The sequence below is a fragment of the Bacillus cereus group sp. N8 genome, from assembly GCF_016483685.1.
Lineage (GTDB): Bacteria > Bacillota > Bacilli > Bacillales > Bacillaceae_G > Bacillus_A > Bacillus_A proteolyticus.
On the sequence record NZ_JAEHBK010000004.1, the window covers coordinates 270,358 to 292,483 of the forward strand.

A 22,126-nucleotide genomic window follows, 5' to 3' on the forward strand; every position below is an offset into this window, starting at 1 on the left:
CCCTCTATTTCATAAATCTATTCAAACGTAACCTCCACCTGCACAATCTCAGATCTACTTCCAAGTCTAAGCGGTGGTCCCCAGAATCCAAATCCAGAAGAAACAATTGCGTGGAATGCACCTTTTTGTGCGTATCCCCAGTCTAGTTCGTACATTCTTCTCGTCACAATATGGTTCGGCGCCATTTGTCCGCGATGCGTGTGACCGGATAATAATAAATCAACGCCAGCGTCCGCTGCTTGTTTTAATTCAAATGGTTGGTGATCCATTGCGATAACAGGAAGCGATTTATCTACCGTACTCATTAGATTTTCAAAGCTTTGACGATCACGCTCTGTTTTATCCCTTCTTCCGACGAGATAAAAATCATCTTCAATTGTAATGACTTCATCTAAAAGAATACGAATATCAATCTTATCCATCTCTTGTAAAAACTCAGGAACAGCTCGGCCGTAATATTCATGGTTTCCTAACACACCATATACGCCTAATGGAGCTTTCATTTGTTTCATAATATGACCCATGTTTTTTTGAATAAATACTCCTGGATGATCATCGATAATATCACCTGGCAGTAAAATAATATCGGGCTCCATTTCATTTACATGACGGACAAGTCTCTTCAAATGAGCAACACCAGACAATTTACCGAAATGCATATCAGAAGCCATCGCAATGCGTAAACTTTTACGCCCTTCTACCTTTTTCGGTATGTGTACCTCATATTTTCTTACTACGGGGCTATACGCATTAAATACCCCATACGCAAAGATAAAGATAAATGCAGCTATCACAGCCGCCCCTGTCCAAATAATTGCTGTTTCTTTCTCCACCCCAAATTGAAAAAGGAAAACTGTAATATCAGCAAGTGGCAACAACATAAGCGCATATTGTATGACCGCAAACCAAATCGAACCAATCGTTCGCAGAAATGGCAAAAACTTAAACACTTGCACGAGAATATACGCATATGAAATAAATCCAACTACGAAAGCGTAATACCCCCAAGATTCCCAGCCAAATACCGCACTGAGCCAAACCCATCCGTTCCAGCCTATGTAAAACATAAGTAGTGTGTATACAAGTAACATAGTAAATATATTGAAATAACGAAGATTCTTCACAGCCAGCCTCCTTATTAATTTCTTCTATTATAACTTGTTATGCACGTTAAACGTAAATATTAAGCACCTTGTTCATCACAGTAAAGATCTCTAATTGTTAGATTTGCATCTAACGATTAGAGGTCTAAATTAATAGGATCCTTTTGTTACATTCATTTTCTACTTATGAAACCTTACAAGTTTGTCACCTTTACGTAAGGTTATTAGATAGTTTATTTACTATTGCAATGTAATAATAAAAATCAGATTCTGTTGCAATATTCCTCAGCTCTTTATGTCTTCGGAAACTTTGCAACAAAACCTGAAACATACACTTTGCTAGTAACAATGATGAAGGAGAATAGAAAATGAAAATAGCAAAGAGAAGTAGGAACATGCTTATAGTATTTATTGCTATTTTTGTGACCTTATATACTTATTTAGCTTTTACAAAAGAACCCGTTATAGAAGCTAACGCTGCTATACTAATGGATGCACAATCAGGAAAAGTTGTTTATGGTAAGAATGAAAATGTGCCCCTTGCTCCAGCAAGTATGTCAAAGATGATGACCGAGTATATTGTACTAGAAAAAATTCATAACGGTACATTAAAATGGAGCGATTCCGTCAGAATTGGTCCAAATGCTGTAAATAGTATTGGGGCTAAGATCAATATACGAGTTGGTAATCGTTTAACTGTTAGAGATTTATTTCATGCGATGGTAATATCATCAGCCAATAATGCTGCTGTTGCTTTAGCTGAGCATATTTCTAAAAGTGAAGAGAATTTTACAAAGCTTATGAATATGAAAGCAATTAAATTTATCTAATGCGACTCATTTTGTTAATGCTACAGGACTACCAAATGCTCAAAATAAAGAGTCAAAAATGACTGTTTTAGATGTCGCAACGCTCGCGCAACATTTGTTAAAAATATATCCCGAAGTTTTAGATATAACCAAGCTAACAAACTATACATTATCGTATAATGGTGCAACTATAATAACTACAAATAAGATGCTCGATACATCTAATGATGAATTGTATTTTCAAGGAATTGATGGTTTGAAAACTGGATTTACAGATGAAGCAGGATACTGTTTTACAGGCACAGCAAAACAAGGTAAAAACAGGCTGATTTCTGTTGTTGCGGGAACTAACGAAGATACTAAGAGATTTATAGAAACAAAAAAATTATTTTCATATGGATTTAATAAAATTAGCTCGACTTTTTTGAATTGGTAGCATTAATCTTTAAATTATGATAAATAGATAATACGAAATTACATAGAAACGTAAATTTTAAAATAGATTGCTATAAGGAGTAAATAAAATGATTAGAAAATTAATAGGCCGCTTAGTAGGGGGAGCTGTTCTTCTCTTCCTATGCATATATATTTTTTTCCCTAGTATAACTGACATCGCTAAAGGCAAGGACGATATACAAAATAATGATGGATCTGTAACTATTGGATTCCCCAATAGTGTGGATGTAGTAGTTAATAAAAATAGGAAACTTCCAAGTAATTATAGACCTGACGATTTAGTTGTACCTAAAGTTACTTTTGCATTCGATGGGATTCAAGAAAAAAGTCATTTACGAAAAGAAGCTGCTATCGCTTTGGAAAAATTATTTGCTTTAGCGAAACAAGATGGAATAGTACTACATGCTATATCCGGATTTCGTTCGGAAGAATATCAACAAACTGTTTATAGACGAAATGTAGCGAAACAAGGTCAAGTCCAAGCTGATAAAGTTTCTGCACAGCCAGGTCATAGCGAACATCAAACAGGTTTAACGATGGATGTTTCTGCGAATAGTGTCAATAATACACTAGAAACTCAATTCGCGAATACTACTGAAGGAAAATGGCTTAAAAACAATGCTCATCGTGCTGGCTTTATTATACGTTATTTAAAAGGAAAAGAGCACATTACAGGTTATTCATATGAACCATGGCATATTCGATACGTAGGTGACATTGCAACAGAAATATACGAGAAAGGTATCACTTTAGAAGAATATCACAATGAAAAATAACCCATCACCTTGTTAAAAACACCTTAGGAGGTATATGGCGAAACAATTATATACTGCACTCTACATCTCTGTACCTATAGAATTGGCAGGTAATAAAAACAGTGCAGTGGAATTTATTCGTAAATTAACTCAAATAGCTTCCAAATGAATATAAAACTGAGAAGTATTGATTAAACAAAAGGCTAAGAGGCATACCTTTAGCCTTTTTATCTTTCATTTGAACTAAATGAAATTCCGAATAATAAGTATACTTCACGTTTAATCATCCCTTACTATCCGTCCCGTATAACGGGTGAATACGATCTCCATTATAAAAATAACAGCACATTATCATTTCAGAAAAAGTTACATGCAACTACACCAGTAAATAAAAAATTGATGAGATGAAATACATACAGATTGTAAAAAAAATACACCCTTAATTTAGATGCATTTTCATTCTCAACGTAGCAATTTCATGTTTTGTATCTCTATTCTACCCCATAACACGTTCTTCCCCATAACAAACAAATACTTGCTTTTCCAAACGTAAAGATACTATATAATATTCATCTGTAAAATGCCCTACTATATAACCCATTTTCCCTGCTAGTTCAATTGTTTCTTTATTAAAATATATTCTTGTCCGATCAAATTTCATATATTTTATTATATTTTCTAACTCTTCTTCGCTTACTGCCTTCTCAGAGAAAAGGAACATAAGACTTCCCTCCATACATACAGGAGAAATCACATCGAAAATATTAGTTGTATTATCATACTGATTCGTTAAAATCATGCTCTTTACAGTGGATTTTTTCCAGTTTAACTCTTTTAATTCTTTTTCCCAAATGTAATTTTGCACCTTTGTTAATTCTTCTTGAACCCCTTCACAATTCACTAAAATATATAAATGAAATCTCGATATCATTGTTTCCATAAATCGTTCCATGCCTGTATCAACATCAACTATATATCTATTAACCGATGATAATAAATTTAAATTTTTATCATTTTCAAAGTTATCATTTTCATCTAGCACAAGAAAATATTCATTTTTTTCAGTTGCGGGCTTGTGCATTTCAATATATATATCCATATTTTCTCCTTGAAAGTAATTAGACACTCTTTTTATTTATTCAGTACTTGCCCATCTTCATCTTTTGGAAACCTCATTATAATGCCCTCTTATCTCTTATATATCATTAAAATCCTTATTTTTATGAGAGTAATGCTTTTTGTCTGTAAAACTAACAAATTCTATCCCCTCACAGAAACTAACATCACCATCTACAACATTACTTCCCCAAAAAGAAAAACGTTTTAAATGATCTAATGTTTGTATACAACTTATTGTCGGTATATCCCCACAATTGAAAAGGTGCAAAACCTCTAAAGACTCTAAACATTGAATAACAGAAAAATCTTCAATATTTTTGCATACTTCCATTTCTAAATTAAGTAATTTTCTACTCCCATACTTTAAATGCTCTATCGTTTTTAATGTACGTAAATAATTTAATTGTAACGACTGCAATTTCTTAAAATTTTCAATACCATTGATTGAATCTATTTTAGATTGTGTAATCCTTATATCTTCTAAATTTCGTAAATGTTTCAATTCAGTCAAATCTCTATTTTTAGGACTGTATTTCCATAAAGAAAGTGATTTTAAATTCGTTAGTTCCTGTAAGCCTGTTATCTTTTTATCACAGTACATCGTCAAGCTCTCTAAGTTTGTTAATTTATTTAACTCTAATTTATAATTAGACTCCATTACTGATATATCTTGAAGTTTATTTAAATCATATATACCCGATACATCTTTTAAAAACATGTTATCTAACATTAAATGTGTAATATTCTCACACTCATTTAAAAAGTTTATATCTTCTAATTCATAGTACATATCACATATTTGTACTCCAGAAATATTAAACATATTAATATATTCTATACATTCACCTAAATTTTTTTGAGATACTAATACAGTTTCCCCATGCACATCTTCTTTTACATAAAAACCATTTTTATATTTTAAGTTCATCAAATCTTCCTCAATCATCATTTTTATGCATTATATTTTTAAATAAAAAATTATTACTTGTACAAATGAGTAGGATCTCAGCTATTCCATTTTATATTAACTTTCACTAGCAATATTTCAAACCCCTATTTTCACAATAAAAAAGACTATCTAAAATTCAATTTAGAATAGTCCTTCTTTATTATCACTCTACAACTTGCGTTTCCCATCCATCATAACTATCACATGTCCCACTATAAATACCCTCTAATTATCTATACAGTTTTCGCATACATAATATGAAAATAACAGCTAAGACCATAAATAATAAGTGCAATCATTGTAATATACCACTTTCCCTCGTACTTCTTTACACACTGCATAATCCCCCAAAGGCAAAGTAATATAATTGATTGAATCACTAAGATATTTAGCGTCCCTAACAGGGGAGCTGCCGTAGGGTAAATGATCCATATGCTCAACAATGAACGTATTACTAGAATCATGGCAAAGATTCTCTTATAATGAAACAGTCTTATACTACCTATGCAGTACTCTTGTAAAAATACGATAGATGCTACTAGCATATTCAAACCCAAAATTAATAAATATTCTAAAAGCTCTACCAATCCTAAATTCTCCTTCTTAAATTTATTTACGCTTTCCTATCGCATTAGAAATACGCATTAACTTTGCTTTTGTAGAATTCTTCTTCGCTTTAGCTAGCCTTTCTAATCGTGCACCTGGAAGCCTTTCAAAGTGTTTTTTCGGGTTTCCAATAAAACGAGACACGTTACGTCCTGCTTGTTTAAACGGGATTCGCCCCCTTCCTTGAATAGTTTTTTTCACTACTCTTATCCCCCCTTGCATAGGAGTTATAAACCCAAACACTCTCCCTACACCACCAGAAATCAAGCCACTTAAAGCACCTTTCCCTGCAGCTTCCAAACCACCTTTCCAAGTATATCCAGTATTCCTGTTTTGGTATAAATATTTAGCTACTCCAAAACCAGCACCAATTGCTGCACTACCAACCCACCAAGCTACATGCCCATCAGGATCAACCTTCATTACCGAATTATTATCCGCATACGTATACCCATTCATCGTAATCAGATCATCCCTCATCACCCGGGCCAGGATCCACCGATAAGAACACACCATGCTCTGGATTATAGTAACGAGCAATCAAGTAATACATGCCAATCTCTTTATCATACATGTATCCCGCATATCCAAATGGATTGTCTGCTGCGATATCTTTCGTATCACTCTTTAATACGTTACCTCATGCATCATATTCATACGTTGCTACAACTTCTTTATTTTGATCTGTCATCGCAACAACATCACCACGAGGATTAGAGTGGTAGTATAACATTTGTCCTTTTGACTTCATTGCTAGACGCGCGCCACTTGTTGAGTATACATATTGACGAAGTACATTTCCGCTACCATCCGTCTCGTACAACGGATTAATACTATCTCCCTCATAGAAGTAACGTGTTACTTGACCATTTACACTCTTTTCAATACGACGATTATCATCATCATATTTATAAGTTGCGAATGCATTGCTTTCACCTTGTTTTGTGATAGCTACAATCTGGTCATGTTCATTCCATGTATACTTGTACTTCCCATCAGATGTACGATTTCCATTCGCATCATATGTTAACGATTCGTTTCCGAACTTTACAAGCTGGTTTCCTTCATTGAATGTTGCCGCTATAGATTTTGTTTCTTTTCCGTTCTCTACAACTTTAACACTCGTACGGTTTCCAAATCCATCATATGTGTATGATTTACTTGTCCCGTTTGGTAATGCCTCGTTTAATAGTTGGTTAATCGGGTCATATACAAAATTTGTTTCTGTTACTTTTCCGCCTGTACTTTCATGCTTTATCTTCTTACGGTTACCCGATTGGTCATATTCATATCGTTCAGAAAGTAGAATACTATTTGACGTACCTACTACTAAATCTTTAATTTTGTTCGCATGGTCATAGTTGAGAGTAGAACCCGAACCATTTCCGGCTGTATACGTACGAACATTTCCTTGATCGTCATAATCAAAGCGATACGTTTGAGAACCATCTGTCACACGAATGTTTTGATCTAACGTGTTGTAGTCATACGATACTTTATTTGTGTATCCGCCTTGCGTTACTGTTTGTTCTTTTAGTTTTTCTGTCTTACTGTTTGCTTTGTCATGATACGCCCAGTCAATTTTTCCACCTCGGCTATCCGTTGCACTTGTCGCGCGGTCTGCCTTATCGTATGTTTTTGTGCGTTCTACACCGTTAACATGGTCTTTGACTTTCGTAACTTGTCCATTTTGATCACGTTCATATGTAAATGAATCTTTTCCATTGCGTTTTTCTCCAACGACGCGATCTGCTGTATCATATACAGACTCTAAAATCGAGCCATTTGGCATTTTTGTTTTAATCTTGTTTGCATTTTCATCATATGTGTGTTCAATACGGCGATTTAACGCATCGATATACACTGTATTTTTATTATCTACATCATATTCATATTTGTGTGTTTGTGTTTTACCGCCAAACATGATAGATTTCTCTGTTGTGTTTCCATATATCTATAACAAACTTCCCACTACATTTCATATAAAAAAAGTTATCGCAACAAACAAAGAGGAAGTCCTCCCAAATATATCTTAGGAGACCTCCTCTTATTAATAGATTGCTGTTAATCCAAGTTAATTTTCGCTCTCTTAAATCACAAAATCCTCCGGAATAAACACTTTCACTTCTCTCGGATGTACATATACAAACTCACCCGTTTGAATGTTGAGCTTTCTGAACTGCTCTTTACTAATTTCTGCTTCTAAATATTCATCTGTTCCGTCGCGCTTCAATTCTACATATACGACAGGGCCAACTGCGTGTGAGTATGTTACTTTCGCCGGAATGGCATCCACTTTTTCTTTCGTACGAGCGATTGAAAGGTGATGTGGCCTTACGTATCCCACTCCGTCTACGTTTGAAACGTGCTTATGCTCTGGTGCTTCTAGTTCCACCGATCCTACATTTAGCTTACCTTTATGAACGCGACCGTGAAATAAGTTTACATTTCCTAAAAAGTCATATACGAATGGACTTGCTGGTTTTTCATACACTTCTTCCGGCGTTCCCATTTGTTCAATGCGCCCTTCATTCATCACGACAATGCGGTCCGCAACGTCTAACGCTTCTTCTTGATCATGCGTTACGAATACGCTCGTAATTTGAAATTCGTCATGTAGTTTTCGGAGCCACCTTCGCAATTCTTTTCGTACTTTCGCATCAAGTGCACCAAACGGTTCATCAAGTAATAAAATTTTCGGTTCTACTGCAAGTGCCCGAGCTAGTGCGATACGCTGTCGTTGTCCACCAGATAATTGCGCCGGGTAACGTTTTGCGAAACCATCCATTTTTACTAGTTTCAATAGTTCTGTTACTTTTTCTTCTATTACTTCTGCTGAGGGCCTTACACTTTTCTTTCTTACTTTTAAACCAAAAGCGACATTTTCAAACACATTCATATGTTTAAAAAGTGCATAATGCTGGAAGACGAAACCGACTTGCCGGTTTTTCACATGAATATTTGTTAAATCTTCTCCATCAAATGAAATGGCACCTTGATCCGCTTCTTCTAGTCCTGCAATAATTCGTAATAACGTCGTTTTCCCAGAACCTGATGGGCCTAATAAAGCGACCAGTTCACCTTTTGGAATATCCAAATGAATGTCTGTCAGCGCTTGAAATGTACCGTATTGTTTTGATACATTTTGAATTTGAATACTCACCGCACTCACCCCTTATTGTCGTTTTTCCATTCTCCATTCAATCCAGTTTTTTATAACGAGCGTAAAAACTGCGATGAGTGACATTAAAGTCGCCACAGCGAACGCTGCTGAAAATTGATATTCATTGTACAAAATTTCAATATGAAGCGGCATCGTATTTGTAACGCCGCGTACGTGACCAGACACAACGGAAACTGCTCCGAACTCACCGATAGCGCGGGCATTACATAGAATCATGCCGTATAAAAGGCCCCATTTTATATTAGGTAATGTCACTCGCCAAAACATTTTCCAGCCGCTTGCGCCAAGTGATAGAGCTGCTTCTTCTTCACTTTTCCCTTGCGCCTGCATAACCGGGATTAATTCACGCGCAACGAACGGGAACGTAACAAATATCGTCGCAATGATAATGCCAGGGACAGAGAAGATGAATTTTATCCCGTGTTCCAATAACCATCCGCCAAAAGCAGCACGAGGTGTAAAAAGTAAAACGAACACTAACCCCGCGATAACTGGTGATACTGCAAACGGCAGTTCAATAAGAGATAATAATAGTTGCTTTCCTTTAAACTGAAACTTTGTAATAAGCCAAGCCGCTGCTATTCCGAATATCGTATTCAGTGGTACAACAATTAATGCAACGAGAAGTGTTAACCTGATTGCCAAAAATGCTTCTTGATCTGTTACAGCGGCAATATATACATCAATTCCTCGTTCGAATGCTTTCATAAAAATTGTCACGAGCGGCAGTAATAGAAAGAGAGATAAAAATAAAATTGTTATCGTAATGAATAGAATTGGTACAAACTTAGATTCTTTTTTAGCTGATACGCTTTTTACTAGTTTCTTTTCTAATAATGTTGGTTCCATTTTCTCCCCTCCTATTCGCTTTTCAGTTCATGCCTTCTACTCCAAGTTTGAATCATATTAATAAGTAGTAGGAAAAGAAGAGAAATAATAAGCATCACAGCCGTTACAGCTGTTGCACCTGCATAATCATATTGTTCTAGTTTTGTCATAATCATAAGCGGTGCGATTTCTGTTTTCATTGGCATATTACCTGCAATGAACACGACAGATCCATATTCCCCTAACGCCCGCGCAAAGGCGAGTGAAAAACCAGCAAGTAGAGCCGGGAATATTTCTGGCAAAATGATTTTCACAAATATTTGGAAGCGTGACGCCCCTAAACTAGAAGCTGCTTCTTCTACTTCTTTATCAATACTTTGCAGTACTGGCTGCACCATTCGGACGACAAATGGTAAGCCAATAAACGTAAGCGCCACAATAATGCCGAGCTGGGTAAAAGCTACTTTTATATGAAACACACTAAATATTTTTCCAACCCAGCCATTTTCCGCATAAAGCGTCGTAAGTGTAATACCAGCTACTGCAGTCGGAAGAGCGAATGGTAAATCGATTAGTCCGTCTAATAACCGCTTCCCTGGAAATGTGTAGCGAACGAGTACCCAAGCAATTAATAAACCGAAAATGGCATTTACGATTGCCGCTACAAGTGAGGTTGTGAGACTTACTTGATAGGAATGCAACACGCGCTCACTCGTTATAACCCCAGCAAATTTCTTCCAGCCTAGCTGCGAAGTTTGAATAAATACGATAGAAAGTGGTATAAGTACGAATAAACTCATATACAGCATTGTAAATCCGAGAGATAATCCAAACCCTGGTAAGACTCGCTTTTTCCTCATATAACGTCACCTCATCCCCCCTTATTTTTTATACATTTGATCGAATACGCCGCCATCATTAAAATGTTTTTCTTGTGCTTTTTTCCAGCCGCCAAATAGTTCATCTACTGTAAATAATTGAACTTTCGGAAATTGTGATGCGTACTTTTCTGCTACTTTCTCGTTACGAGGGCGATAAAAGTTTTTCGCCGCAATTTCCTGCCCTTTTTCTGAATACAAATATTCAAGATATCCTTCTGCTACTTTTTTCGTTCCTTTTTTATCAACGACTTTGTCTACAACTGCTACTGGTGGCTCGGCAAGTATACTAATCGAAGGTGTTACAATTTCAAATTTATCTTTTCCAAGTTCCTTTTGTGATAATAACGCTTCATTTTCCCAAGCGATTAACACATCACCAATTCCTTTTTCAACGAAAGTTGTTGTTGCCCCCCGCGCCCCTGAATCTAATACTTCTACATTTTTATAAATTTGGCCGACAAACTCTTTCGCCTTGTCTTCACTATTGTCATACTTCTTCAGCGCATATCCCCATGCACCTAAATAGTTCCAACGTGCTCCTCCAGATGTTTTTGGATTCGGTGTAATGACAGACACACCTTTTTTCGTTAAATCATCCCAATCTTTAATTCCTTTCGGGTTTCCTTTTCTCACAAGAAATACAATTGTTGATGTGTACGGAGTAGAATTATCCGCAAGTCGCTTCTGCCAATCTTCTGCTAATTGTTTCTTCTTACTAATTGCATCAATATCATAAGCGAGTGCGAGCGTTACAACATCCGCTTCTAAACCGTCAATAACGGAGCGTGCCTGACTTCCAGATCCCCCGTGTGATTGTTTTACATTTACTGTTTGACCATGCTTCTCTTTCCAATACTTCGCAAAGTCTTTATTAAAGTCTTGATACAACTCACGAGTCGGGTCATATGAAACATTTAAAAGCTCAACCGTCTTTTTATCCCCGCCTCCTTCAGAATTACTAGTGGATGTTGCCGAACCACACCCTGATAAAAGAACAAATGCTGATAATAAAACACCTGTACTTTTCATAAATGCTGTCTTACCCCACTGTTTCATATATAAAGCCCCCTTAGTTTGTACAATAGAAAAAGGCACACAATTTCTTCACAAAAGTGAACATTGTGCGCCTTCAGTTTCTCTGATGAGCTTCTATTGTATTCTGTTTGATTTCTTTTCATTTTAATTCCGTAATTCATATGTGTCAACTTGGAATTTGTTTTTTCTTAATAAATGAAAATCAGCGAGGATAGTCCCTCACTGATTTTCATTTCATTTTATTTCTTCAATTTATCTGTCTTTGCAATAAATTGTGCTGCTTCCGCACGGCTTACTGCTTTATCAGGAGCCCAGCCATTATCTGTTCCAACTGAAATGTTTTCTTGAATTAAAACATTGGCATACTTCGCTCCCCAATGATCTTTTAAATCAGCAAATTCTTTTGGTAGTTTAATATTTTCATTTCTTTCTAATTTATATGCATTTACAAGCATAGAAGCCATTGATGCACGGTTAATTAGCCCGCTCGGATTAAAGTTACCCTTATCATCACCTTTTACAATACCAGCTTTTTCAACTGCTGCGATGTAAGGTGTAGCCCAATGATTTTGAGCATCGCGGAATGATGGCTTCGCATCTTTATTAATTTCTAACCCTAAAACAGTAGCTAATATTTTTGCTGCTGAACCACGATCGATATTTTCAGCGGGGGCAAATGTACCATCTGGCTTACCGTGTACTGCCTCTTTGTCTACTAAATATTGCACTGACTCTTGTGCCCAAGTCGGTACATCTGAGAACTTAGATTTCTTTTCAATTGTACTTGCATCGATTTCAAACTGCACTTGATATTTATGATCATATTTAATTGCTGGAATTAATATATGCATTTGCATATTATATTTTTTCGAGAACTCATCGATTTCAAATTGAACAACCTTCGTACCATTATTTGTTTTATCTTCAGAGATCACTTTCACATCATGGAATGTCCCTACTTTATTAGTATCTTCTACTCTAAGATACTGGAAATAGCTACTATCTTGCACTGTTAACGTAACGATTTTTTTGTCACCTTGAATTGTTACTTTTGCATTTTTTAAATATGTTGAAGCAACCGATGTTTCATTTGTTTGATCTTTATAAGTTTTAAAAATAACATCGTATGTACCATCTGCAAGTTTACTATTTACCTTCATTTCAACCGCTGCATCAGCTTTCGCAATCGGTGCCATAATACCGCTAAATGGAACTACTAAAGTTGTTGCTATAACGAATGCATTAATATATTTTTTTTTAATCATTATCAACATGACCTCTCTCTTTATATGAATATACCCAACATCCCTATCATATTGATAATGATTATCAACGTCAAATAAAAAAATTAAACGAATAATACCTATTTATTACACAAATATGCTTTCCGATCATTTTTAAACAATAAATAATGAGCAGTATGCACTTTTCTCTCTAAATAGTCCAACGAATACGTACTCGATGGATCAACTAAATCCCCAATCGCTCCTGAAAGGTGATCAATTACCTTTTGCAATGTTTCTAAGTTCTTCTTCTCACTCTCCATATTCATTTCATCCATAATGTCACAAATGAGATATTGCACTTTCCGTAATCGTAATTCCTTCTGCTCCATACATATCCCCTCCGTATTAGTCATATTACGTTTTAAATATATGGGCTTATAGCTTAGTCAATTCTAAAAAACAAAAAGATATCCACCTCTATAACACTTAGTCATAGAGATGAATACCTTTATTTTTATACTTGCAATGCCTTCTCTCTCAAAGCTCTTCTTAACAATTTACCAGTTGTATTCTTCGGCAATTCTGTTAAAAACTCAATGCTCTTTGGTACTTTATATTTCGCTAAATGTAGCGTACAGTAATGCATCAGTTCTTCTTCTGTTACGTTCGTTTGTTTCAGAACGACGTAAGCTCGAACTGCTTCTCCTAAGTTTTCATCAGGAACGCCAATTACAACAACTTCAGCTACCGAATCGTGAGTATATAATACTTCTTCTACTTCACGAGGGTATACGTTATAACCACCAACTAAAACAATATCTTTTTTGCGATCGACGATATAGAAGTAACCTTCTTCATCCATTTTCGCTAAGTCACCTGTATATAGCCAGCCATCTTTAAGTGTCGCAGCTGTATCTTCTGGCGCATTATAGTAACCCTTCATAACGTTAGGTCCGCGAACAATTAACTCCCCAACTGCACCGACAGGTACTTCTTCCCCAAGTTCATTTACAATTTTATTTTCTACATGCCAAATATTTGTACCAATCGAACCTGGTTTACGAGGACGATCTAACGGATTAAAACAAGTAACTGGTGATGCTTCTGATAATCCGTATCCTTCTGAAACGATAACATCAAAACGTTGTTCAAAGTTTTTCAGAAGGGCAACAGGCATTGATGCACCACCTGAAATACAGAGACGAAGCGTCTTCACATCTTCTGCGCTTGCTTCTTCAAATAAATATAAATAATTGTACATCGTCGGTACACCAGCAAAAATCGTTGGTTCATACGTACGACAAATACGGAATACTTCTTTCGGACTGAACCTCGGTACCATTAAAATCGTTGCCCCGTTCACAATCGGCGCATTTACCGCAACAGTTAAACAGAACACATGGAACATCGGCAATGCTGCAACGACGCGATCGTCCGCAGTATATTGTAAATATGACGCAACATCGCTAGCATTACTATATAAATTTTTATGAGTTAACATAGCGCCTTTTGGCTTTCCAGTTGTACCTGAAGTGTATAAAATAACAGCTACATCTTCTTCATCTAGTTCAGGACCTGCGTAAGTTATATCTCCAGTTCCTATAAGACTAGTAAACGTTTTCATTTTTTCGGTTTCTATATGAGTAAAATCTGATGAGGTTTCGCATATGATGATGTTTTCAAGTGAAGGAAGTCTTGTTGTAAGAGATTGTATAACAGGTAGAAGGACGTCGAGTACAATGATTGTTTTTACATCTCCATTTTGTAAAATATAATGTATTTCATCTGCTGTATAAATTGGATTAATCGGAATGACAGTTGCTCCGGCTTTCATCGTTCCGTATAAACCGACTAAAAAATGTGGTGAATTGCCTACAGCTAATGCGACATTGTCCCCTTTTCCAATGCCCATTTTTGCTAAATTGCTAGAAAACCTAGTGACCACTTTGTTTAATTGGTCATATGAGACCGACTGATCCATAAATATGTACGCCGGTTTATCCCCCTTATTTTTTGCCGTTTCAGCCAAAGATTGAACGAGATTCACACAAATCCCACCTTTATAAAATTTAGAATATTTAAAAATTCTAAATTAATTATATTAAAAGAAAATTAAAGTGGCAAGTGATATTCTATTAACTGCATATACACGGAGCATCTTCTGTTGAATTTCTTTGGAAGGATAAGGGAATTCCACTTACCAGCAAATTATTAAACTAGTACAGAAATCATTTTAGGATAATATGCATTCATCTTTTCTCTAAGTTTATTAAGTTCCTCTTTATTTAACGTCGTATGCTCCCCGTGCAAGTTAAGAGCGTCCGCTCCATCTTCATGAAAATAAACCGTAACATATAATGTCGGTAACCCTGTATTGTCTTCATCTATTGAAAAGACGACATCTGGTGTTTTATTAACAGTGCTGAATGTTTCATTTCTTTTCCACTTCTTATTTTGAAACATGTTTTGTATTTCCTGTATCTTTCGTCTGTTATCTGTATGCGTAAAATATATAACATTATCTTTCGCTGGTTTTCCAATAGATAAAAGTGTGCGACTTGAGGACGTTTCATCGTTACAAGCTGTCATGCCGATGACTAAGCTGAGCAATAATACAACGGACATTACCCTTTTCATTTCGATCCGTGCCTCCTTTTGAATATATATATTCCTTTGTAAGGGGCAGATGTCCTGTGATTTTATGTTTTGTGGTAAATAAAATTATATGGGCGATTTTCCAGATATATCAGCGCAACTCCATTTTTATCGGCGATTTTCCAGATATATCGATTTACCGACAAATCCTGACAACCTAAACAAAAAGAAAGAGGTTGCCCTTTTATGACAACCTCTCTCATTTTTAGAAGAATAAATGTAAGAAATCTTCTGTTGTAATATTACCAAAGTAGCGCACTATATCTACGCCTTCTAAAGCTACAGCGAATGCATCTTTATCAAATTGTATGCCTGTTAGACGTTCTTCAATGTCATGAACATCTAGTGATCCGAAGAAATCACCGTAAATTTTACATTCTGTTACTGTTCCTTTTTTCACTTCAAGGCGAACGTCAACTTGTCCAACTGGGAAACGGTGTGAATGTTGTAAGTTGAACTTCGGTGATTTTCCGTAGTTCCAGTCCCAATTTTGATAACGCTCTTCAGAAAGTTTATGGATCTCTTTCCAATCATTCTCTGTTAATTCGTACGTTGGGATTTCTGTTTCTCCTTCGAAAATTGTTTCTAGAAGAAGTTGTCTAAACTCTTCTGTCGTCATTTTTTCGTTTAAGAACTCTGTAATGTTCGCAACTCGGCTACGTATTGATTTAATTCCTTTTGATTGGATCTTATCCATTTTTACTTTTAACGCTGATACGACGTGATCGATTTCAGAGTCAAATAGTAACGTACCATGACTGAACATACGACCTTTCGTTGAGAACTGCGCGTTACCTGAAATTTTTCTACCTTCAGCTAAAATGTCGTTACGACCACTTAGCTCTGCATTTACGCCTAATTTACTAAGCGCTTTCGTTACAGGCTCTGTGAATTTTTTGAAGTTGCTGAAACTATCTCCATCATCTTTCGTAATAAAGCTGAAGTTTAAGTTTCCTAAATCGTGATATACTGCGCCTCCGCCTGATAGACGACGAACGACATGAATACCTTTTTCTTTTACGTAATCTGCATTAATTTCTTCTACTGTGTTTTGGTTTTTACCAATGATAATTGAAGGTTCGTTAATGTAGAACAATAAATATGTTTCGTTAATATCTAAATTCTTCACACAATATTCTTCAATCGCTAAGTTTATTCTAGGATCTGTAATCCCTTTATTATCAATAAATAACATCATATCACCTCATGAATTCCAGATGTAACCACTATGCGCAAGCGTAATGTGGCCACTGAAAGTTTGTTTTGCTTCTGTTACTAAATCAGATGGATTGCCTGTATGCGGTAAGTGCGTTAATAAAAGTTCTTTTACATTTGCAGTTTTCGCAATACTTGCTACTTCTGTACTATTCATGTGCCCTGCTTTCGCTGCTTCTTGATGTGCATACATATTACATTCACAAATGAAAAGATCAGCATCTTTTGTGAACGGAATAAATTCAGGAATATAACTTGAATCTGCGCTATATACTACAGCGTCATCACCCGCTGCAATGCGCATCGCAAAGCATGTAACAGGATGGAACAGTTTTTAAGAATGAAATGGAAAACGGTCCAACTTGAAGTGTTTCTTCTGGATTGTACGCGATTCCTTTCGTATGCGGTGCATGCGTTAAAGAATTAAATCCGTTCTCATCAAACGAATGACCGTATATTGGTAACTCCGGTAGTTGTCCTTTTGTGGCACTCGTAATTAATCTCGCATATTGCAATACCCCAATGTCTGCAACATGATCGTGATGATAGTGCGACAGTACAACTGCATCTATATCAGATGGTGTTATATATTTTTGAAGCTGTGCTAATACACCACTGCCACAGTCTACAAGTAAACGAAAACCATCGTGTTCAAACAAATACCCCGACGTTGCTTCTCCCGCTTCTGGAAAGCCGCCCCAAAAGCCGACAACAGTCATTTTCATATGTATCCATCCTTTCTAAAACCGAGTAGGAATGCATGTTTTACGTACATCCTACATTGTTAACTATAATCCATTTCCTAAACTTTTTCATTAATTTTCAATTTTGTTATAAAACAGTTGTTGACTTTTGTTTTTTGTACTAATACAATGATAGTAAGAAATGGAAATGGAGGGATTGACATGATCGATCAACCAATGGAGTTTTTCAGAAATTTACCGACGAAAACTTGTGCACACTGCGGGAAAGAAATTGATGAGCAGCACGAAGCATACCATAACAAATGTGACGATTGCGTTCACGAAGAATAGTAGTTTGTGAACATAAAAAAACCTAGCAGACATAGTCTACTAGGCTAATAACATCGTATCCTTCATCGTTGAACCTTTCACCAAGAGCTCCAGTTCAAACTCATACAATTCTTTTTTTCGATAATTTTTCGTATGGATTTTATCCATCATTAAGTCGACAACTTTTCGAGCCATCTCATCGATTGGCTGTTCAATTGTCGTAATACCTGGCTCTGTAATCTGTGATAAAATTTGATTATCAAAACCGATAACAGCGAGATCCTCTGGGATACTCCAATTATGGCGTTTCGCCTCTGAGATAATTCCAGCTGCAACCTCGTCGCCTCCTGCCAAAATCGCGGTAGGATTTTTTTTGTCCTTTAATACTTCATGGAATATTCTTTTTCCATCATCCCAAGAGAAAGCGTTTTCAAGAAAATCGATCGCTTCCACTTCTCTACTCTTTTCAGTAATAGCGCGTAAAAAGCCCATTTTTCGCTGCTGGCTAACAACTTTGGTTTCGTTACCACGGCAAAAAATAAGATTACGATAGCCTTGTTCTAATACATGATTGGCAGCTATGTATGCTCCTTGCGCATGATCAAACTTCACTGTTGGAACATTTGCTTCCTCAATATATTCATTACATAACACGATTGGACCGTGTTGTAAGTATGGCTCTACATCTTCCCACGGATTTTCTAGTGAACATAGAATAATCCCATCTACTTGTTTCGTAGATAATAATTGTAAATACTCCATCTCTTTTTCCGGTAAATATCTTGTTTGACAAATAATCAGTTTATATTTATGTTCAGAAGCAGCAATCTCGATTGCTTCAATAAATCTACTGAAGAAAGGATTTGTAATCCTTGGAACTAGCACCGCAATTGTTTCCGTTTTTTGTTTACGAAGCCTTCTCGCCGCAGAATTAGGAACGAAGCCTAAATGCTTCATTGCTAATTGAACCCTTTTTTTCTTCTCATCTGAAACATATGGATGATTATTAATCACCCTAGAAACCGTTGTCCTTGATAACCCCGCTAATTTCGCCACGTCCTCGATAGTCGACACGAAATTTTCCCCCTTTGCATGAAAACGTTTTCTTATCCTGATTATATAGTATATTATTGGAAACTGCAATATAGGTTGTTATGATTTTACTATATTAATATTATACATAGGGAAAAGTCTGTTAATGGAAGGAAATCACACACTACTTTTAGAATTTTACAATAAGAATATTTATAAAATAAAGGATGATATTTCATGAATCGGACGGATCGTTTATTAGCTATATTAATTGAATTACAAAGAAAACAAACTGTCACAGCACAAAGCTTAGCTGAAAAATTTGAGACAAGTATACGCACTATTTATCGAGATATGGACGCACTCAGCGAATCCGGCGTTCCCATTTTTTCAATGCCTGGTCACGGCTATTCATTAATGGATGGTTATTTCTTACCACCCATTCAGCTTACGCCAGAAGAGGCCGTTACTCTTTTATTGGGCGGTGATTATATTGAGAAAGCTTTCACCTCTTCTTTTTCTGTACATGCGCAATCGGCAAAAGAGAAACTTGAGATAGTCCTCCCTACTGATCAACAAAAGAAAATTGAGGAATTGCGAGGAACTTTCCGTTTCCTTTCTCCTATATTTTCAAACCAGCAAGCCGAGCAAGAAAAACTAGAGAGCCAACTTTTCTTATTACAAGAAGCTATTCAAAGAGAGCAATCTATCTCTTTTTCATATCGTAAACCGAGAGAAACTACAAAAACAAAACGTACCGTTCATCCTTACGGTTTAGTCAACATTTCAGGAATTTGGTACATCGTTGCTCATTGTTTACTGCGAAAACAAATACGTAATTTTCGCTTAGACCGTATGGATACATTACAGCAAGAACAAGAATTTTTTACAAAACCGAAAGACTTTTCCTTACAAGACTATCAACCTGAAAACAATCGTACTGTTACAATCCATTTATTATTCCCAGCCCACATTGCGCATAAAATTATTGAATCACGATACTTTTTTATAGATTCATACGAGCATAAAGATAATGGTTTTCACGTCTTTTTGAAATCAAGAAGCATAGACGAAGTATTTCAATGGGTATCAAGCTGGGGAAGCCAAGTGCAAGTACTAGAGCCAAAAATTCTTTCTGAGAAAATATATGATGAAGTAAAAAAAATGTTAAAACTTTAATTTTTCCATTTCACTACTGACATAATGTTGTCAGCAGCCCTCCTTTATAGTAGATATTAACAAATACATTTTCATAAAAAGGGGATAACAATATGAACAGTACTGTTATGTTAGAGAAATTCGAAAGTTTAGCAACGTATTACATAGAGGAATTAGAAAAATACTCTATAGAACAATTTAGGACGAAGCCTTCTCGTGAGGAATGGTCCCTCGGTCAAATGTATAATCATTTAGTTGCCTCCACATACATGCAATTAAATGCAATCGATAAATGTAAAACTGAAACACCATCTGTAGCTAACAAAAAAACGGATATGGGTGAAAAAGTATATATACTGGGGGCTTTCCCGGACATACAAATCAAAGTGCCAGGTCATCCAGGATATACACCTGAAAACCCAACTAACAAAGAAGAAGTGCAGAAACAATTTCTAGAATTAATTACAATTGTAAAAAATACCGAAGCAACACTTACTTCTATTTCAAATAATTGTAAAGTCGAACACCCTGGGCTTGGTTACTTAAATGCAACAGAATGGTTCCAGCTTATTTCTATGCACTTTTCACATCATCTTCGTCAGAAAAATCGACTGGAACTTACGGTTTGTTAAGTGTAAACATTGCCACTAAAAAGAGACTGCCAATATTGGCGGTCTCTTCACTAAAATGTTCACTGACTATACGATTACTCATAAAATCCCGTATTCCAGCCTGCTACTAATGGAAGACTTCTCTTTTTTATTCAATATAAAACCCCATCAATACGTCATCTCCATACGATCCATCTTCATATTTAATTTGCTTTCTCTGTCTTCCTTCTTCTACAAATCCCATACGTTTATACACCTTAATCGCCCTATCATTAATAGAAACTACGCCTAAGCAAATTTTCTCTAAACCTTTCTGCCTTTTAGCCCAACTAATAAGAAATTCAATTAGCTTCGTACCAATGCCTTGATTACAGTACGCCTCCCTAATTCCCATTCCCATTGTGCCTGCATGTCGTAAGCGTTCTAGTTCATATCGATTGAAAAGTAAAAAGCCAACCACCTTACTATCTACTTCATAAACTATATAAAGATTACCTTTTTCATTGCTTTTCCGTATCTTTTCTCTTTCTGCATCAATGTCATTTGGTAATTTATTTGGAGATACTATGAAAAACTTTGTAGTAGTTTCCGATAATATAATTTCTTTTCTAATATCTATAATTGCTTCCGCATCAGCCTCTTTTGCTAATCGTATCACTAAATCACCTCGTACCTTTTTCTTTAAAAAGCCATCCAACCAAAACTCTCAATATGCATCATTACATATTGAGAATCTTTCCACTTTTGATACAATATTCATACATCTAAATAAAAAAAGGAAGACATATAATGAATCTAATCTTAACAGCTGCAAAACAACTATTACATAAAGAAGAAGTTATTATATCTACTTTAAAATGTTCACTTACTGACTATATGAATACGCATAAAGTCCCGTATCCAGGCATGCTACTGGCTACTAATAGAAGGCTTCTCTTTTATGGACAATGTAAAAATACATTCATTGCCGAATTTGAGTATAAAAAAATTGTATCTATAGAAACGAAGAGAAGAATCTTTGATAAAAAAATAATATTTTACTATGAAGATGAATATATAACGTTGGGATACATTACAAGTTCAAATATTGAAGGGTTCTTAGACTTACTACAAAAAAATGCACAACTAGCTTAAATTCTGAATCAGTGGGGATCTCCCCGCTGATTCATTACTTTAGCTCCTCCCACTTCGTCCACACTTCTCTCCCGTTTATATGGTACATATTATCCTCACGATCCATAAATCCATGCACGATAAACTCGCGTCTAATCGTACAAAAATCATCATGATATTGTTTTATGAATGTATTAATTTCTTTTTCTGTATATTGATTTTCAGCGTTTAACTTGCTAACTAAATGCTCTAACAATACTAGTTTTTTCTTCTTTTGACCTGGAATCGATTTTAAGCGGTCCTCTTTATCGAAAAAGTTACGAATGGTCGTATCTCTAAATTTCATTTCACTTTCGGTCATTTTGTTATCCTCCATCA

21 protein-coding genes and 3 pseudogenes are annotated in these 22,126 nt (G+C 35.7%); 6 read left to right on the top strand and 18 right to left on the bottom strand.

Translation table 11 applies throughout. From position 1 onward, the window contains the following. Positions 1-17: 17 nt before the first annotated feature. Positions 18-1,124, bottom strand: coding sequence for a metallophosphoesterase (locus JDS80_RS09810; RefSeq protein ID WP_199638237.1), 1,107 nt, complete (start codon positions 1,122-1,124; stop codon positions 18-20). A 467-nt stretch (positions 1,125-1,591) separates the two neighbouring features. Between JDS80_RS09810 and JDS80_RS09815 the strand changes: the two are divergent. Beyond that, a pseudogene (locus JDS80_RS09815) lies at positions 1,592-2,348 on the top strand (D-alanyl-D-alanine carboxypeptidase family protein). Between the two features lie 88 nt (positions 2,349-2,436). Continuing rightward, positions 2,437-3,144: a M15 family metallopeptidase gene (locus JDS80_RS09820; RefSeq protein WP_199638239.1), complete on the top strand. Its 708-nt coding sequence runs from the start codon at positions 2,437-2,439 to the stop codon at positions 3,142-3,144. A gap of 475 nt (positions 3,145-3,619) precedes the next feature. Here JDS80_RS09820 and JDS80_RS09825 read toward each other — a convergent pair whose 3' ends face one another. The 14 genes and pseudogenes from JDS80_RS09825 to JDS80_RS09885 all read right to left on the bottom strand — a co-directional run bounded on the left by JDS80_RS09825 (position 3,620) and on the right by JDS80_RS09885 (position 17,546). Then, on the bottom strand, positions 3,620-4,222 hold the full coding sequence (locus JDS80_RS09825; protein ID WP_199638241.1) for a hypothetical protein: 603 nt from the start codon (positions 4,220-4,222) through the stop codon (positions 3,620-3,622). 96 nt (positions 4,223-4,318) lie between these two features. Continuing rightward, entirely contained in the window at positions 4,319-5,170 is an 852-nt protein-coding gene (locus JDS80_RS09830; protein ID WP_199638243.1) for a leucine-rich repeat domain-containing protein, read from the bottom strand. Positions 5,171-5,424: 254 nt separating this feature from the next. Then, entirely contained in the window at positions 5,425-5,736 is a 312-nt protein-coding gene (locus JDS80_RS31410) for a hypothetical protein (protein ID WP_414645826.1), read from the bottom strand. 64 nt (positions 5,737-5,800) lie between these two features. Then, positions 5,801-7,661 (bottom strand): annotated as a pseudogene (locus JDS80_RS31240) (RHS repeat domain-containing protein). A gap of 225 nt (positions 7,662-7,886) precedes the next feature. Then, on the bottom strand, positions 7,887-8,960 hold the full coding sequence (locus tag JDS80_RS09840; RefSeq protein ID WP_199638245.1) for a TOBE-like domain-containing protein: 1,074 nt from the start codon (positions 8,958-8,960) through the stop codon (positions 7,887-7,889). A gap of 12 nt (positions 8,961-8,972) precedes the next feature. Continuing rightward, positions 8,973-9,830, bottom strand: coding sequence for a sulfate ABC transporter permease subunit CysW (gene cysW, locus JDS80_RS09845; RefSeq protein ID WP_199638247.1), 858 nt, complete (start codon positions 9,828-9,830; stop codon positions 8,973-8,975). Positions 9,831-9,841: 11 nt separating this feature from the next. Next, positions 9,842-10,669, bottom strand: a complete 828-nt coding sequence (cysT, locus tag JDS80_RS09850; protein ID WP_199638249.1) for a sulfate ABC transporter permease subunit CysT — start codon at positions 10,667-10,669, stop codon at positions 9,842-9,844. A 21-nt stretch (positions 10,670-10,690) separates the two neighbouring features. Then, positions 10,691-11,746 carry a sulfate ABC transporter substrate-binding protein gene (locus JDS80_RS09855; protein WP_071744573.1) on the bottom strand — a complete coding sequence of 352 codons (1,056 nt, stop codon included), beginning with the start codon at positions 11,744-11,746 and terminating at the stop codon, positions 10,691-10,693. A 218-nt stretch (positions 11,747-11,964) separates the two neighbouring features. Beyond that, entirely contained in the window at positions 11,965-12,990 is a 1,026-nt protein-coding gene (locus JDS80_RS09860) for an S-layer homology domain-containing protein (RefSeq protein ID WP_199638251.1), read from the bottom strand. A gap of 98 nt (positions 12,991-13,088) precedes the next feature. Next, on the bottom strand, positions 13,089-13,340 hold the full coding sequence (locus JDS80_RS09865) for a hypothetical protein (protein WP_060749789.1): 252 nt from the start codon (positions 13,338-13,340) through the stop codon (positions 13,089-13,091). Between the two features lie 125 nt (positions 13,341-13,465). Beyond that, complete coding sequence (locus tag JDS80_RS09870) at positions 13,466-14,998, bottom strand: long-chain-fatty-acid--CoA ligase (protein ID WP_199638253.1); 1,533 nt, start codon at positions 14,996-14,998, stop codon at positions 13,466-13,468. 164 nt (positions 14,999-15,162) lie between these two features. After that, on the bottom strand, positions 15,163-15,588 hold the full coding sequence (locus JDS80_RS09875) for a hypothetical protein (protein WP_071744570.1): 426 nt from the start codon (positions 15,586-15,588) through the stop codon (positions 15,163-15,165). Between the two features lie 223 nt (positions 15,589-15,811). Next, positions 15,812-16,801, bottom strand: coding sequence for a lipoate--protein ligase (locus JDS80_RS09880; protein ID WP_071744569.1), 990 nt, complete (start codon positions 16,799-16,801; stop codon positions 15,812-15,814). Between the two features lie 9 nt (positions 16,802-16,810). Then, positions 16,811-17,546, bottom strand: a pseudogene (locus JDS80_RS09885) (MBL fold metallo-hydrolase). A gap of 180 nt (positions 17,547-17,726) precedes the next feature. On the opposite strand from JDS80_RS09885, the gene yhfH reads away from it, so the two are divergent. Beyond that, entirely contained in the window at positions 17,727-17,855 is a 129-nt protein-coding gene (gene yhfH, locus JDS80_RS09890) for a protein YhfH (RefSeq protein WP_000567010.1), read from the top strand. A gap of 39 nt (positions 17,856-17,894) precedes the next feature. On the opposite strand, the gene JDS80_RS09895 is transcribed toward yhfH, so the two are convergent. Further along, positions 17,895-18,908, bottom strand: a complete 1,014-nt coding sequence (locus JDS80_RS09895; RefSeq protein WP_071744567.1) for a LacI family DNA-binding transcriptional regulator — start codon at positions 18,906-18,908, stop codon at positions 17,895-17,897. A 195-nt stretch (positions 18,909-19,103) separates the two neighbouring features. Between JDS80_RS09895 and JDS80_RS09900 the strand changes: the two genes are divergently transcribed. Then, the gene (locus tag JDS80_RS09900) at positions 19,104-20,045 is read left to right on the top strand and encodes a helix-turn-helix transcriptional regulator (protein WP_199638255.1); all 942 of its coding nucleotides are present in this window, start codon (positions 19,104-19,106) and stop codon (positions 20,043-20,045) included. A gap of 92 nt (positions 20,046-20,137) precedes the next feature. After that, positions 20,138-20,656: a DinB family protein gene (locus tag JDS80_RS09905; RefSeq protein WP_199638257.1), complete on the top strand. Its 519-nt coding sequence runs from the start codon at positions 20,138-20,140 to the stop codon at positions 20,654-20,656. 127 nt (positions 20,657-20,783) lie between these two features. Here JDS80_RS09905 and JDS80_RS09910 read toward each other — a convergent pair whose 3' ends face one another. Further along, on the bottom strand, positions 20,784-21,293 hold the full coding sequence (locus tag JDS80_RS09910) for a GNAT family N-acetyltransferase (RefSeq protein WP_199638259.1): 510 nt from the start codon (positions 21,291-21,293) through the stop codon (positions 20,784-20,786). A 131-nt stretch (positions 21,294-21,424) separates the two neighbouring features. On the opposite strand from JDS80_RS09910, the gene JDS80_RS09915 reads away from it, so the two are divergent. Further along, entirely contained in the window at positions 21,425-21,769 is a 345-nt protein-coding gene (locus JDS80_RS09915; RefSeq protein ID WP_199638261.1) for a PH domain-containing protein, read from the top strand. Positions 21,770-21,803: 34 nt separating this feature from the next. Here JDS80_RS09915 and JDS80_RS09920 read toward each other — a convergent pair whose 3' ends face one another. Then, on the bottom strand, positions 21,804-22,109 hold the full coding sequence (locus JDS80_RS09920; protein WP_071744563.1) for a DUF2087 domain-containing protein: 306 nt from the start codon (positions 22,107-22,109) through the stop codon (positions 21,804-21,806). Positions 22,110-22,126: the final 17 nt, after the last annotated feature.

What these genes read in the sequence shown, in the direction of transcription:
- JDS80_RS09820 (WP_199638239.1), top strand. Translation starts at nt 2,437, where the DNA reads ATGATTAGAAAATTAATAGGCCGCTTAGTAGGGGGAGCTGTTCTTCTC.
- JDS80_RS09830 (WP_199638243.1), bottom strand. Translation starts at nt 5,170, where the DNA reads ATGAACTTAAAATATAAAAATGGTTTTTATGTAAAAGAAGATGTGCAT.
- JDS80_RS09875 (WP_071744570.1), bottom strand. Translation starts at nt 15,588, where the DNA reads ATGAAAAGGGTAATGTCCGTTGTATTATTGCTCAGCTTAGTCATCGGC.
- cysT (WP_199638249.1), bottom strand. Translation starts at nt 10,669, where the DNA reads ATGAGGAAAAAGCGAGTCTTACCAGGGTTTGGATTATCTCTCGGATTT.
- JDS80_RS09825 (WP_199638241.1), bottom strand. Translation starts at nt 4,222, where the DNA reads ATGGATATATATATTGAAATGCACAAGCCCGCAACTGAAAAAAATGAA.
- JDS80_RS09915 (WP_199638261.1), top strand. Translation starts at nt 21,425, where the DNA reads ATGAATCTAATCTTAACAGCTGCAAAACAACTATTACATAAAGAAGAA.
- JDS80_RS09920 (WP_071744563.1), bottom strand. Translation starts at nt 22,109, where the DNA reads ATGACCGAAAGTGAAATGAAATTTAGAGATACGACCATTCGTAACTTT.
- JDS80_RS09905 (WP_199638257.1), top strand. Translation starts at nt 20,138, where the DNA reads ATGAACAGTACTGTTATGTTAGAGAAATTCGAAAGTTTAGCAACGTAT.
- JDS80_RS09865 (WP_060749789.1), bottom strand. Translation starts at nt 13,340, where the DNA reads ATGGAGCAGAAGGAATTACGATTACGGAAAGTGCAATATCTCATTTGT.
- JDS80_RS09880 (WP_071744569.1), bottom strand. Translation starts at nt 16,801, where the DNA reads ATGTTATTTATTGATAATAAAGGGATTACAGATCCTAGAATAAACTTA.
- JDS80_RS31410 (WP_414645826.1), bottom strand. Translation starts at nt 5,736, where the DNA reads ATGCTAGTAGCATCTATCGTATTTTTACAAGAGTACTGCATAGGTAGT.
- JDS80_RS09860 (WP_199638251.1), bottom strand. Translation starts at nt 12,990, where the DNA reads ATGATTAAAAAAAAATATATTAATGCATTCGTTATAGCAACAACTTTA.
- yhfH (WP_000567010.1), top strand. Translation starts at nt 17,727, where the DNA reads ATGATCGATCAACCAATGGAGTTTTTCAGAAATTTACCGACGAAAACT.
- cysW (WP_199638247.1), bottom strand. Translation starts at nt 9,830, where the DNA reads ATGGAACCAACATTATTAGAAAAGAAACTAGTAAAAAGCGTATCAGCT.
- JDS80_RS09855 (WP_071744573.1), bottom strand. Translation starts at nt 11,746, where the DNA reads ATGAAACAGTGGGGTAAGACAGCATTTATGAAAAGTACAGGTGTTTTA.
- JDS80_RS09900 (WP_199638255.1), top strand. Translation starts at nt 19,104, where the DNA reads ATGAATCGGACGGATCGTTTATTAGCTATATTAATTGAATTACAAAGA.